Origin of the sequence: Mesobacillus foraminis, assembly GCF_004340465.1 — a bacterium.
GTDB classification, from domain to species: Bacteria; Bacillota; Bacilli; order Bacillales; family Cytobacillaceae; genus Mesobacillus_B; species Mesobacillus_B foraminis.
In genome coordinates this window covers 1-12,806 of the sequence record NZ_SLVV01000022.1, presented here as the reverse complement: position 1 = coordinate 12,806, position 12,806 = coordinate 1, and the positions used below count along the sequence as shown (strand labels likewise).

The window sequence follows — 12,806 nt, the reverse complement described above, 5'->3', positions numbered from 1 at the left end:
TATATTCATAGTGCAACAGGGGAGACAAGACCAGGCGGCGGGATTATAGCTGTGGACTGTCTTTTCTTTCCCTTTCCACGTTGAACTAAGACTAAAAAAGGGGTTGAAGGAATGAAGAAAAGGTTTATGCTGCTTCTCGCCGGGCTGATGGTTATGTTTGCTTTGGCTGCGTGCGGTGCTAAATCGCAGGAATCTGTTGTCAAGGATTTGGATGAAGCGCTGACGGATCTCAAGAGCTATAAGGCTAACGCGAAAATGACTCTGCAAATGGGATCGGATCCGCAGGTATACGAGGTGGAGATTTGGCATAAAGATCCGGATTATTATCGGGTTAACCTGAAAAATGCCCAGAAAGACCAAAGCCAGATGATCCTTCGAAACGACGACGGGGTATTTGTTTTAACACCTGCACTAAACAAAAGCTTCCGTTTCCAAAGCAGCTGGCCGCAAAATAGCAGCCAGGCCTATCTGTATGAGTCTTTGGTACAGGATATCCTTGAGGATAAGGAAGCAAAGTTCTCCGAGACAAAGCAGCATTATGTCTTCGAGACAAAAACACGCTATCAAAATAGTCAAATGCTTCCTCTCCAGGAAATCAAGCTGAATAAAAAAGATTTAGCTCCAGTCAGTGTAAAAGTGATGGACTCTGACCGGAACGCCCTTGTTACAGTCGAATTTTCTGATGTCAAAATTGGGGCGGACTTTGACAAGGATGCCTTCGATATGAAGAAAAATATGACGGCTTCCCAGCTCGAAGTTCCTGTAATGGCCGCTGGTAGCGATAAAGAGTTTACTGTCAAATATCCAGTTGCCGACCTTCCAGGTGTGACTCTGAAGGATGAAAAGGTGATGGAGACCGCAAATGGCAAGCGCATTGTACTTACCTACGGCGGTGAAAAATCCTATACTTTGGTCCAGGAAAAAGCGGGTGTGATGGATGACGGTGCCTCTCCAGTTTCCGTAAACGGCAATATAGTTGACTTGGGCTTTACAATTGGAGCGCAATCGGAAAATAGCATCAGGTGGACTCATCAGGGTGTTGAATATATGCTTGCTTCTTCGAACTTATCACCGGAAGAAATGGTAATGGTGGCCAAATCTGTGCAAGGCGATGTCGAGAAATAAGTTGAGGAATGCAGACAGGCTCCAAGAAAGGGCCTGTTTTTTTTGAAATTCCTCCTGATTTGACAACTATTGAGAAGTAGTCTGATAATAGGGGAAGAAAAAAAGCTTGAACGGATTTAAAAGGAAGTGTAATGAGTGGTTGAGCAAGGTTGTTTTTATCGGGACACATGGGCAGAGGTCAATCTCGACTGCATTGCAGCCAATGTCAGAGGGGTTAAGGAAAACCTGCCCGAGGATGTACAGATCATGGCGGTAGTCAAGGCTAACGCCTACGGTCATGGAGATATACAGATTGCAAAAGCGGCATTGAAGGCAGGGGCCTCCATCCTGGCAGTGGCCTTTTTGGATGAGGCGCTCTCCCTCAGGGGAAAGGGAATTAACGAGCCAATCCTTGTACTGGGGGCAAGCAGGCCGGAGGATGTTAATTTAGCAGCGGACAACAGCATTACGCTGACAGTTTTCCAGCTGGACTGGCTTCAAAAAGCAAGGGAATTCCTCCATCCCGGCTCGCAGCTTTCCCTTCATATCAAGCTTGATACGGGAATGGGCCGGATTGGGATGCGTGAAACAGAAGAATTGATATCAACTGAAGCCGCAATTGCCGAGGATTCCCGCCTGAGGCTGGATGGCATATTTACTCACTTTGCAACAGCAGACGAGCTGGAGACCGGCTATTTCAAGCAGCAGCTGGAACGGTTCGAGGAAATGGTGAGTGTGCTAAAGAAGCGCCCGCGGCTTGTCCACAGCAGCAATTCCGCCGCTGCTCTCAGGTTCCGCTCTGCCCGGTTTAATGCGGTGAGGCTTGGTATCGTCATGTATGGCCTGACGCCATCGCAGGAAATAAAGCCTGAATTGCCGATTAAACTGAATGAGGCCTTTTCCCTGCACTCCAGGCTGGTTCATGTCAAGAAGCTGAAAAAAGGGGAAAAGGTGAGCTACGGAGCAACCTATGAAGCGAAAGAGGATGAGTGGATTGGCACACTCCCTATTGGCTATGCGGATGGCTGGATCAGAAGTCTTGGTGGCCAGGAAGTTCTGGTGGAGGGGATCAGGGCGCCGATTGTCGGAAGAATCTGTATGGACCAATGCATGATCAGGCTCCCGTTTGAGATTCCTGCCGGCACAATGGTGACCTTAATTGGAAAACAGCAGGCCGACATGGTTTCAGTTGATGAGATTGCGAAAAAATTAGAGACCATTAATTACGAAGTTCCCTGTTTAATTTCTGCAAGAGTCCCAAGGATTTATAAGGAACATGGGGAAACGGTGGGCTTGATCAACCCTCTCGTGACCAAGTAGGAAGTATTTTCTGTCAATGCCATAATAAGTGAATCGTGCATAAAAGTTTAATTTTTTGGCGGATAATACAATAGAATTGCCGAATATCCTTTGCATCAGGCGGATTTAGTGATAATATTAAAAATGGTAGAGAAACAAAGAATTTAGACGGTATGTAGTGATGATGGTGGAGGTGTATGTTTGTGTCTGAATCCAGCGCAACAACTGAGATCTTGGTGAAGTTACCGCAGCATCTATTGATGGAACTAGATGGCTTTGCAAAACAGGAAAACGTCAACCGAAGTGAATTCATTTATCAGGCAACTAAAATGTACTTGCGCGATAGGAAAAAGAGACAAATTCGCGAATCGATGAGACGCGGCTATATGGAAATGGCCAAAATCAACCTAACGATTGCATCAGAAGCATTTCAGGCAGAATACGAGGCAGAACACACAGTCGAACGTTTAGTTAGCGGAGGATAATCCGTTGATTGTCAAACGTGGTGACGTTTATTTTGCGGACCTATCCCCAGTTGTTGGTTCTGAACAAGGCGGCGTCCGCCCTGTACTTGTCATCCAAAACGACATCGGGAATCGGTTTAGTCCCACAGTAATTATTGCAGCCATTACCGCTCAGATCCAAAAAGCGAAGCTGCCAACGCATGTTGAAATTGATGCGAAGCGTTACGGTTTTGAACGAGACTCGGTCATATTATTGGAACAAATTCGTACAATTGACAAACAGCGCCTAACCGATAAGATTACCCATCTCGATGACGAAATGATGGGGAAAGTGGATGAAGCCCTTCAGATAAGTTTAGGCCTTATTGAATTTTAAATGATTGCACGCTCTATTCAACACAGGGCGTTTTTTTGTCTTTTGTCTCTGCTCTGAGAATGCGAAAAAATATTTACAGAAAAATAGAAGGAAAAACAAGCTTAAGTTCAAGGCTTGTTTTTTTTGAACTTAAAAACAGGTTGTGAGAAAAAAAGACCTTTTTAGTCCATATTAAAATTAGGTAACAATAGAAGAAAGAAAGTAAATATATTTGACGGAAACACGAGGATATCATTAAATTAAAATAAGGCAAGTTATACGAAGTGAATAATTTCAACATATTTTTTTTATTATGTTTAACTTTATAAGGAAGAGGGTATTAAAAAAACTTTGTAAGGCAGAAATGGGGGGATATGGTGAACAAGCTGATTTTTGAGTTCATCGAGGCAAATAAACTAGATATTCTCGAAGAATGGATCAAAACAACCAAGGAAACTGCGGATGACAGGGTGGTAAGGGTTGTTTCCGATCAGGTATTTACAAGTACAAGTCGGGAGTTTATCGATTTAATCATAGCGAACATAAAAGGATTAAAGGAAGACTATAATACACGTTTAACCGACTTTGCAGAAAAAGTCGTACGTCTAGGCTGGCCGCTCACCTTTGTTACCAAGGGTCTTCATACCTTTTCAACCATTGTGTTTCACAGAATGGAGGAAAGCGGGATCATCACAAAGGATAACCAGCTTGACATCATATTGGAGTTTGATGGATGGGTAACCCCGATCACTAATGAAATTGTCAGCATTTATTCCATTACATGGGAAAAGACAGTTTCTCTTCAGAAAATTGCCCTTCAGGAGCTTTCTGCACCTTTAATTCCAGTCTTTGATAAAATTACTGTAATGCCTCTGGTGGGCACCATCGATACAGAACGGGCCAAGCAAATTATGGAGAATTTGTTGCGAGGAGCTGTAAAGCATCGGTCGGAGGTAGTATTAATAGATATAACAGGAGTGCCTGTTGTTGATACAATGGTCGCGCATCATATCATACAGGCGGCAGATGCGGTAAGGCTGATAGGAGCCAAGTGCATGCTCTGCGGGATCCGTCCTGAGATAGCCCAGACAATTGTCAGCCTGGGCATTGATCTGAACCAGTTTACAACTAAGAATTCCCTTCAAAAAGGAATCGAAGCAGCACTTGAGCTTACAAACAGAAAAATCGTCAAGGTGGAGGGTTCAAAGTGAGGATACCAATATTAAAATTGCACAATTGCCTGCTGGTCTCTATCCAATGGGAGCTTGACGACCAGACAGCTCTTCAATTTCAGGAAGACCTCCTTCATAAGATTCACGAAACAAGTGCGAATGGGGTCGTCATTGATTTAACTTCAATCGATTTTATTGATTCATTTATTGCGAAAGTACTTGGCGACGTCATCAATATGTCCAATTTGATGGGTGCAAAAGTCGTCATTACTGGAATCCAGCCAGCTGTTGCCATTACTCTTATTGAGCTAGGGATTGGCCTCGATAATGTCCTGACGGCTTTAGATCTAGAAAAAGGTTTGGAGAAATTACAACAGGAATTGGGGGAATAACTGTATGAGCATCCAATCCTGTGTAACAATCATAAACGAATGGGACATTGTTGCAGCCCGCCAGCTTGGGCGCAATGTTGCAAAAGAGCTTGGTTTTGGCACCGTTGACCAGGCGAGAATAACCACAGCCATCAGTGAGCTTGCCAGAAATATCTATCTGTATGCCGGAAAAGGGCAGATTTGCATTGACAAGCTGTATGAAGACGGGAAAGCGGGATTGAGAATCAATGCAGCTGACAACGGCCCTGGCATCAGTGATATTCGCCAGGTGATGGAGGACGGATTTTCAACATCCGGCGGTTTGGGAGCAGGTCTTCCAGGAGTGAAGAGGCTGATGGATCAATTTGAAATCGAATCTTCTCCGGGAAATGGCACCCAAATAAAAGCAACGAAATGGCTTCGTTAGGGAGGAAACAGTATGGATTTCCGAGAAATGATGGAATCAAAGTATCGGGAGCTTCTAGAAAACTATATTAAAGAGCAGTCCGAACAAGCCCTTTATGCTGGTCAGAAGTTCAGCCGTAAAACTATCGAACAGAAAATCTCTCCTGAAGAAATTGTCAGCCTTCATAAAAGTCTGCTGATCGAGATGTATCCCGATGTGCCGGAGAAGGTCATTAACTCTTTTGACATTCTCCTTGAAGTCATGATTGGCTATGGCCTTGCCTACAGGGAACATCAAAGTCTCCGGCATAAGCAGGAAGAACTCAGGTCGGAAATGGAAATCGCGGCCAATGTCCAGCAAACCCTGCTGGGAACGAAGGTTCCGGTCATCAATGGCCTTGATATTGGTGCCATCAGCGTACCTGCCAAACATATGAACGGGGATTATTATCATTTCGTACATGATGAAAATAATTGCATCAGCGTGGCAATTGCAGACGTAATTGGAAAGGGGATTCCTGCTGCACTTTGCATGTCCATGATCAAGTACTCCATGGACAGTTTGCCTGAAAACAGGATGGGACCCAGCAGCATCCTTGAAAACCTTAACCGGGTTGTAGAACAGAATGTTGACCCAAGCATGTTCATCACGATGTTTTACGGGATGTATGATCCTGCGACAAACATTCTGTCCTATGCATCTGCGGGGCATGAACCCGGGATTTATTATAATGCCGAGAAAAAGGAATTCACCGAGCTAAGTGCAAGGGGGCTCCTGCTAGGCGTTGAAAAAAGGACCAAGTATAAAGAATATAAGAAAGAAATCCTGCCAGGTGATATGGTGATCCTTATGTCTGACGGTGTAACAGAGTGCCGGACAGATGAAGGGTTCATCGAAAGGGAAACATTGCTTGGCTACATCAATAAGTACATTCATTTAAGTGCTCAGGAAATTGTGAACAGGATTTTCAAGGAACTTGAAAAACTCCAGCATTTTCAACTGCGGGATGATTTTACCTTAATAATTTTAAAAAGGGATGTTTAATGCCTAGAAAAGGCGGGTAAATTTAAAAAGCAATTGAATGTAAAAAAAGGTGGGTCATATATGAATATATCGATTGATGTTAAGGAAAAAGATACTGCCATAGAACTTACTGTCAGTGGAGAGATTGATGCATATACAGCGCCTAAACTCCGGGAGACACTATTCCCTTTGTCTGAAGAGAATGGTGTGAATATGGTTGTCGATCTTTCAGGTGTTTCCTATATGGACAGTACAGGGCTTGGTGTTTTTGTAGGAGTCTTTAAAAATGTCCGTGCCAACGACGGTCAATTTAAAATCGTTGGGTTGTCCGAACGGCTGCAACGACTGTTTGAAATAACCGGGCTTGCGGATATCATTAATATTAACAGCCAGATTGAGGGTGGAGTGTAATGAACCAGCCATTTGACTATATTGAAATGAAAATTCCAGCGAAACCTGAGTTTGTCGGAGTGATCAGGCTTACTTTATCCGGTATCGCGAGTCGCATGGGATTTACGTATGATGAAATAGAGGATTTGAAGATTGCAACTAGTGAGGCTTGCACGAATGCGGTCCAGCACGCGTATAAGGTCAATGAACAGGGCGAGGTCGTCATTGGTTTTGGTCTGTACGAGGACCGTCTTGAAGTGATGGTTGCCGATAGCGGGCGGAGCTTTGATTTCAATTCGGCGCGTCAGGGTCTCGGACCATATGACCAAAATGACTCTGTTGAATTCCTGCGCGAAGGAGGCTTGGGGCTGTATCTCATCGAAACATTGATGGATGAAGTGAGGATTCACCATAAAGAGGGCGTAACGGTCTTTATGACCAAGTACAGAGAAGGAGAGCAGGTGGAGATCGATGCAGAAACAATCTCAACCTAATCAGAAGTCCAAAGAAGAAATCAATAGTTTAATCAAGGCTTATCAGCTACATGAAGATGATGATGCCCAAAGCAAGCTGGTCCTTCACTATCAAGCCCTAGTAGAAACAATTGCCAGAAAGTATTCCAAAGGACGTTCCTTCCATGAGGACATCATCCAGGTCGGCATGATAGGCCTCCTCGGCGCCATCAGAAGGTACGATGAATCTTTCGGGAAAAGCTTTGAAGCATTTGCAGTTCCAACGATTATTGGAGAAATCAAGCGCTTCTTAAGAGATAAAACATGGAGTGTCCATGTGCCTCGGAGAATTAAGGAGCTGGGCCCGAAAATTAAAACCGTTGTAGAAGATCTGACTACACAGCTGCATCGCTCACCAAGAGTGGATGAAATCGCTGGTGCTCTTGATGTTTCGGAAGAAGAAGTGCTGGAGGCCATGGAAATGAGCAAAAGCTATCAGGCTCTTTCCGTCGACCACTCTATAGAGGCCGACTCGGATGGCGGTACGGTTACGCTGCTCGACATTGTCGGCAATATCGATGATGGCTACGAAAAAATCAATCAGCGTCTAGTGCTTGAAAAAGTCCTTCACGTTTTATCAGAAAGAGAGAAATTAATCATTCAATATACTTACCTTGATAACATGAGCCAAAAAGAAGCGGGTGACAAGCTTGGGATTTCGCAGATGCATGTATCCCGCCTGCAGCGCCGTGCGATCAAAAAACTCCAAGAGGCTATCAATGCCGAGAATAACAACTCGGAGTGTATTAAATGATTGAAAATCTGAATAACAGGCTCGAACTCTTGGCCCATCAAACAACAAAGGAAGGCAAGACGGAATGCGGTGACAGTTATTTTTATACCGTTACCGATGATTATTTTGTCTGTGTGCTGGCTGACGGACTGGGGAGCGGGAAATACGCACATGAGGCTTCTTCGGCAGTTGTTGAGGTTGTTGAGGAAAATCATCATGAAGACGTAGATACTCTCATGAAATACTGCAACGAAGTTCTTTATCAGAAACGGGGAGCAGCAGTCTCAATTTTTAAAGTTTACTTTAAAAGCAGAGAGCTTGTATACAGCTGCGTGGGCAATATTCGTTTCTTTCTTTATTCCCCGCAAGGCAAGCTTATTTACCCCCTTCCGGTCACTGGTTACTTATCTGGAAAGCCGCAGGTATTCAATACCCAGCGTTTTTTCTTTGAACCAGAGTCAAAATTCCTTGTTTATTCCGACGGTTTTGATATTCACGGTGCTAAATCGCTATTAAAAGGGTACAGATCCACCCAGGGCATTGCCGATGAAATCAGACGGGATTACCAAAATACGATGGACGATGCAACTTTTATCCTGGGAAGCTTCCTCTGACTTGAGGGGCTTTTTTCTTTGGATTACAATCCTCTGGCGTAATTTGGTAAACTATAAATGGAAACCTATTAATAAGGCAATTATTTCATCTGCCTTATGCTATCCAGTTTCAGATGGAGGATGGTTATTTTTGAATCAAATGAATGAAAAGCAAAAGAACAATGATTTTATAAAAAGAATTGCCCATGAGCAATCATTAAAGGCTAAACAAGTAGAGAATGTCATTTCGTTGACGAACGAGGGAAACACGGTCCCTTTTATCGCCCGTTATCGAAAAGAGCAGACGGGAGCCCTGGATGAAGTCCAGATCCGGGAGGTCATTGATCGTTGGCAATACATACAAAACCTCGAACAACGTAAAACGGAAGTTATCCGAACCATACAGGAACAAGGGAAGCTAACTGATGATCTAAAACGTAGCATTGAGAAAGCAGGCAAGCTTCAGGAGGTTGAGGACCTATACAGGCCGTATAAGCAGAAACGCCGTACAAAGGCGACGGTGGCAAAGGAGAAGGGCTTGGAACCACTGGCGCAGTGGATGCTCACATTCCCTTTATCCGGCAGTGTCGAGACGGAAGCTGGTACTTATCTATCGGAAGAAAAGGAAGTAAAGACTGCAGATGATGCAATTGCAGGCGCAAAGGATATTATTGCGGAAATGGTTTCAGACGATGCCGACAGCCGTAAATGGATCAGAACCGAGACGTTCAAGGCCGGAACAATTGAATCAGCTGTCAAAGATGAAGATAAAGATGATAAAAATGTTTACGAGATGTATTACGATTATTCTGAACCAATAAGCAAGATCGTTCCTCACCGCATACTCGCCTTAAATCGGGGCGAAAAAGAAGAAATTCTTCGTGTTTCAATTAGGACGGCTTCAGAGTCAGTAATGAGGTACCTTTTCCATAAATGGGTTAGAAATGAAAGGTCGATTTCTGCTTCGTATGTGAAGGAAGCTGTAGAGGATGCCTATAAGCGGTTGATTCAGCCAGCGATTGAACGGGAAATAAGAAACGAACTCACGGAAAAAGGGGAGGAGCAAGCCATCCATATCTTTTCCGAGAATCTTCGGAAGCTCCTGCTGCAGCCCCCGCTCAAAGGGAAGGTGGTTCTTGGAGTTGATCCAGCCTACCGGACAGGCTGCAAGCTGTCGGCTGTGGATGAAACAGGCAAGGTACTTGCAATCGGAGTGATTTACCCGCATCCACCGGTCTCCAAAACAAGGGAGGCAAAGGAAAAGTTCATTCGCTTCCTTAAGGAGTACAAGGTTGAAATGGTTGCAATCGGAAATGGAACCGCATCACGTGAAACAGAACAATTTGTTTCCGACATTTTAAAAGAAGTGGATGAAGAGATTTTTTATCTAATTGTTAATGAGGCCGGCGCCAGCGTCTATTCTGCTTCCGACCTTGCCAGAGAAGAATTCCCTGAATACCAGGTAGAGGAAAGAAGTGCTGTCTCGATCGCCCGTCGTCTTCAGGACCCGCTCGCTGAATTAGTAAAAATCGATCCAAGGTCAGTGGGGGTAGGGCAATATCAGCATGATGTCAGTCAGAAGAAACTATCAGAATCCCTTACGTTTGTTGTGGAAACTGCTGTAAACCAGGTTGGAGTAAATGTTAATACGGCTTCGGCTTCTCTGCTTCAGTATGTTTCCGGTCTTTCGAAAACAGTTGCGAACAACATCGTTAAAAAACGTGAGGAGGACGGCAAGTTTACGGGACGGAGCCAGCTGAAAAAAATCCCGAGATTAGGGGCCAAGACATATGAACAGGCCATTGGATTCTTACGGGTAATTGATGGTAAAGAGCCATTGGACAGAACCGGAATACACCCTGAAAGCTATGGGGTAGTTAAAGAGCTCCTAGGAAGCCTCGGGTTTAAAACTTCGGATCTTGGTTCACCTGAGCTGCAGGAGAGACTGTCCAAGCTGGATCTCGAGAAAACATCTAGTGACCTTGGCATTGGCGAGCTCACTCTCAAGGATATTATTGAAGCACTGGTAAGACCTGCCCGAGATCCACGGGATGATCTTCCAGCGCCGCTGCTGAAAAAAGATGTCTTAAAACTGGAGGATTTGAAGTCCGGGATGGAGCTTCAAGGAACTGTGCGGAATGTAGTGGATTTTGGGGCTTTCATTGATGTTGGTGTGAAGCAGGATGGTCTTGTCCATATTTCAAAGCTAAGCAAGAGGTTTGTCAAACATCCATTAGATATCGTTTCCGTCGGGGATGTCGTGACAGTATGGGTCGATGGAGTCGATATGAAAAAAGGAAGGGTTGCATTAACGATGCTGCCTCCCGCAGAATAAAGCGAAGTCTGCCTGGGTGACCAGGCAGACTTTTTAAATTCCGTGTTTTTTTTGATAAAAAAACCAGCACTGGTTCAGCAATTTTATCTGATATCGATCCTTTTCATAAAAAGCACGCATCATCTGATTCTGAAACCAAACAGGCATAAAAAGGTACCTCCAGATGGGTTAGGGTAACACTAATATATGCTATAATAGATTGTCTCGTTCGTGTAAGAGTAGGTGATTATATTGAAGGACGAAGAGTTGCAAACTCTTATAGAAACAATCTCTGCGAAAGAATTTGGCAAGCCATTCCGACACAAAGCCTTCTTCAACCCAAGGCTGCGCACAACCGGAGGCCGATATATGCTTCGCAGTCATAACATAGAGATCAACAAGAAGTATTTTGAACAGCTTGGGGAAGATGAGTTGATCGGAATAATCAAGCATGAACTGTGCCATTATCACCTTCATTTAGAGGGGAAAGGCTATAAACATCGTGACCGCGATTTCCGCGAGCTGCTTTCCAAAGTAGGGGCCCCAAGATTTTGTTCGAATTTGCCTGAGGAGAAAAAACAGTTAAAACCCAAAAGGCTTTTGGTTTATCAATGTACATCCTGCGGATTGGTTTATCATCGGAAAAGAATCATTAATACGGTCCGCTATGTGTGTGGAAAATGCCAGGGAAGGCTTGAGTTAATTAAAGAGTTGACAAACAATTAAAATCATGGCAGAATAGAAAACCTGGCTGGCTTGATGCAAAAAACAGCCAGGGAATTTTTTAAAAAGCTTCTTGACTTTCATTTACTGCGTCATTATAATATAAAGAGTCGACAACAGCCGACGTAAATATTATTAATAATCATTCCGCAGTAGCTCAGTGGTAGAGCATTCGGCTGTTAACCGAACGGTCGTAGGTTCGAATCCTACCTGCGGAGCCATTTTATGTGGGGAAGTACTCAAGAGGCTGAAGAGGCGCCCCTGCTAAGGGTGTAGGTCGCGTAAGCGGCGCGAGGGTTCAAATCCCTCCTTCTCCGCCATAATTATTCCGGCCCCTTGGTCAAGCGGTTAAGACACCGCCCTTTCACGGCGGTAACACGGGTTCGAATCCCGTAGGGGTCACCATTTTCTTAGATTAATATGATTGTACGGTCCCGTGGTGTAGCGGTTAACATGCCTGCCTGTCACGCAGGAGATCGCGGGTTCGATTCCCGTCGGGACCGCCATTTTTATTAGTGGGCTATAGCCAAGCGGTAAGGCAACGGACTTTGACTCCGTCATTCGTTGGTTCGAATCCAGCTAGCCCAGCTTTTGGAGCCATTAGCTCAGTCGGTAGAGCATCTGACTTTTAATCAGAGGGTCGAAGGTTCGAGTCCTTCATGGCTCACCATCTTTCATATGCGGGTGTGGCGGAATTGGCAGACGCACCAGACTTAGGATCTGGCGCCGCAAGGCGTGGGGGTTCGACTCCCTTCACCCGCACCATAAATTACCTCTTGTTTATTTTAGATAAACAGTGTATAATTTATTGTTGTGTCAGTAATAATATGATGCGGTCGTGGCGGAATGGCAGACGCGCTAGGTTGAGGGCCTAGTGGGGGCAACCCCGTGGAGGTTCAAGTCCTCTCGGCCGCACCAAAAAATATATTGACATTCGTTTTTGAATGTTGTATGATATGAAAGTTGCTTTACTTATATATGCGCCCGTAGCTCAATTGGATAGAGCGTCTGACTACGGATCAGAAGGTTATGGGTTCGACTCCTTTCGGGCGCGCCATTATATCGGGAAGTAGCTCAGCTTGGTAGAGCACTTGGTTTGGGACCAAGGGGTCGCAGGTTCGAATCCTGTCTTCCCGACCAGCCAACCACTTCTTGGATATTTGAATAATTTAATGCGGGTGTAGTTTACTGGTAAAACCTCAGCCTTCCAAGCTGATGTAGTGGGTTCGATTCCCATCACCCGCTCCAATTTTTGCTCTTTGAAAACTAAACAAACAAGCGTCAACAAACAATAAAACTTAGTGATTTCAAATCACTAGCCAACGTTTTTTCTTTTTTATGAGCTTA

General features: G+C 44.5%; 15 protein-coding genes and 11 tRNA genes. 25 read left to right on the top strand and 1 reads right to left on the bottom strand.

Annotated elements, in window-relative coordinates:
- The first annotated feature begins 111 nt into the window (after window positions 1–111).
- The 13 genes from EV146_RS25640 (at window position 112) to EV146_RS25580 (ending at window position 10,757) form a co-directional block, all read left to right on the top strand.
- Window positions 112–1,125 carry a LolA family protein gene (locus tag EV146_RS25640; protein ID WP_121610245.1) on the top strand — a complete coding sequence of 338 codons (1,014 nt, stop codon included), beginning with the start codon at window positions 112–114 and terminating at the stop codon, window positions 1,123–1,125.
- 135 nt (window positions 1,126–1,260) lie between these two features.
- On the top strand, window positions 1,261–2,424 hold the full coding sequence (gene alr, locus EV146_RS25635) for an alanine racemase (protein ID WP_132011475.1): 1,164 nt from the start codon (window positions 1,261–1,263) through the stop codon (window positions 2,422–2,424).
- A 182-nt stretch (window positions 2,425–2,606) separates the two neighbouring features.
- Window positions 2,607–2,888 carry a CopG family ribbon-helix-helix protein gene (locus EV146_RS25630; RefSeq protein WP_121613820.1) on the top strand — a complete coding sequence of 94 codons (282 nt, stop codon included), beginning with the start codon at window positions 2,607–2,609 and terminating at the stop codon, window positions 2,886–2,888.
- 4 nt (window positions 2,889–2,892) lie between these two features.
- The gene (gene ndoA, locus EV146_RS25625) at window positions 2,893–3,243 is read left to right on the top strand and encodes a type II toxin-antitoxin system endoribonuclease NdoA (RefSeq protein WP_121610243.1); all 351 of its coding nucleotides are present in this window, start codon (window positions 2,893–2,895) and stop codon (window positions 3,241–3,243) included.
- Window positions 3,244–3,599: 356 nt separating this feature from the next.
- Complete coding sequence (locus EV146_RS25620; protein WP_277873251.1) at window positions 3,600–4,433, top strand: RsbT co-antagonist protein RsbRA; 834 nt, start codon at window positions 3,600–3,602, stop codon at window positions 4,431–4,433.
- Window positions 4,430–4,786, top strand: coding sequence for an STAS domain-containing protein (locus tag EV146_RS25615; RefSeq protein ID WP_121610241.1), 357 nt, complete (start codon window positions 4,430–4,432; stop codon window positions 4,784–4,786). The genes EV146_RS25620 and EV146_RS25615 overlap by 4 nt, the downstream gene beginning before the upstream one ends.
- 4 nt (window positions 4,787–4,790) lie before the next feature.
- Window positions 4,791–5,192 carry an anti-sigma regulatory factor gene (locus tag EV146_RS25610; RefSeq protein ID WP_132011474.1) on the top strand — a complete coding sequence of 134 codons (402 nt, stop codon included), beginning with the start codon at window positions 4,791–4,793 and terminating at the stop codon, window positions 5,190–5,192.
- A gap of 12 nt (window positions 5,193–5,204) precedes the next feature.
- Complete coding sequence (locus EV146_RS25605) at window positions 5,205–6,215, top strand: PP2C family protein-serine/threonine phosphatase (RefSeq protein ID WP_121610239.1); 1,011 nt, start codon at window positions 5,205–5,207, stop codon at window positions 6,213–6,215.
- Between the two features lie 60 nt (window positions 6,216–6,275).
- Window positions 6,276–6,605, top strand: a complete 330-nt coding sequence (locus EV146_RS25600; protein WP_121610238.1) for an anti-sigma factor antagonist — start codon at window positions 6,276–6,278, stop codon at window positions 6,603–6,605.
- Window positions 6,605–7,078, top strand: coding sequence for an anti-sigma B factor RsbW (gene rsbW, locus EV146_RS25595; RefSeq protein ID WP_121610237.1), 474 nt, complete (start codon window positions 6,605–6,607; stop codon window positions 7,076–7,078). Before EV146_RS25600 ends, rsbW begins: the two co-directional genes overlap by 1 nt.
- The gene (sigB, locus tag EV146_RS25590; RefSeq protein ID WP_132011473.1) at window positions 7,056–7,850 is read left to right on the top strand and encodes an RNA polymerase sigma factor SigB; all 795 of its coding nucleotides are present in this window, start codon (window positions 7,056–7,058) and stop codon (window positions 7,848–7,850) included. Before rsbW ends, sigB begins: the two co-directional genes overlap by 23 nt.
- Entirely contained in the window at window positions 7,847–8,443 is a 597-nt protein-coding gene (locus EV146_RS25585) for a PP2C family serine/threonine-protein phosphatase (RefSeq protein ID WP_121610235.1), read from the top strand. Before sigB ends, EV146_RS25585 begins: the two co-directional genes overlap by 4 nt.
- A gap of 139 nt (window positions 8,444–8,582) precedes the next feature.
- On the top strand, window positions 8,583–10,757 hold the full coding sequence (locus EV146_RS25580; RefSeq protein WP_132011489.1) for a Tex family protein: 2,175 nt from the start codon (window positions 8,583–8,585) through the stop codon (window positions 10,755–10,757).
- A 33-nt stretch (window positions 10,758–10,790) separates the two neighbouring features.
- Here the strand turns inward: EV146_RS25580 and cmpA are convergent, their stop codons facing one another.
- Complete coding sequence (cmpA, locus tag EV146_RS25575) at window positions 10,791–10,904, bottom strand: cortex morphogenetic protein CmpA (protein WP_121610234.1); 114 nt, start codon at window positions 10,902–10,904, stop codon at window positions 10,791–10,793.
- An 84-nt stretch (window positions 10,905–10,988) separates the two neighbouring features.
- On the opposite strand from cmpA, the gene EV146_RS25570 reads away from it, so the two are divergent.
- The 12 genes from EV146_RS25570 (at window position 10,989) to EV146_RS25515 (ending at window position 12,707) form a co-directional block, all read left to right on the top strand.
- On the top strand, window positions 10,989–11,462 hold the full coding sequence (locus EV146_RS25570; protein WP_132011472.1) for a SprT family protein: 474 nt from the start codon (window positions 10,989–10,991) through the stop codon (window positions 11,460–11,462).
- 143 nt (window positions 11,463–11,605) lie between these two features.
- Window positions 11,606–11,680, top strand: a tRNA-Asn gene (locus EV146_RS25565).
- Window positions 11,681–11,688: 8 nt separating this feature from the next.
- Window positions 11,689–11,779 (top strand) — tRNA-Ser (locus tag EV146_RS25560).
- 10 nt (window positions 11,780–11,789) lie between these two features.
- A tRNA-Glu gene (locus EV146_RS25555) sits at window positions 11,790–11,864 on the top strand.
- A 25-nt stretch (window positions 11,865–11,889) separates the two neighbouring features.
- A tRNA-Asp gene (locus tag EV146_RS25550) sits at window positions 11,890–11,965 on the top strand.
- Between the two features lie 10 nt (window positions 11,966–11,975).
- Window positions 11,976–12,047: transfer RNA gene (locus EV146_RS25545), tRNA-Gln, on the top strand.
- Between the two features lie 6 nt (window positions 12,048–12,053).
- A tRNA-Lys gene (locus tag EV146_RS25540) sits at window positions 12,054–12,129 on the top strand.
- 10 nt (window positions 12,130–12,139) lie between these two features.
- Window positions 12,140–12,224, top strand: a tRNA-Leu gene (locus tag EV146_RS25535).
- A 67-nt stretch (window positions 12,225–12,291) separates the two neighbouring features.
- A tRNA-Leu gene (locus EV146_RS25530) sits at window positions 12,292–12,377 on the top strand.
- A 62-nt stretch (window positions 12,378–12,439) separates the two neighbouring features.
- Window positions 12,440–12,516, top strand: a tRNA-Arg gene (locus EV146_RS25525).
- Window positions 12,517–12,522: 6 nt separating this feature from the next.
- Window positions 12,523–12,599: transfer RNA gene (locus EV146_RS25520), tRNA-Pro, on the top strand.
- 34 nt (window positions 12,600–12,633) lie between these two features.
- A tRNA-Gly gene (locus EV146_RS25515) sits at window positions 12,634–12,707 on the top strand.
- Window positions 12,708–12,806: the final 99 nt, after the last annotated feature.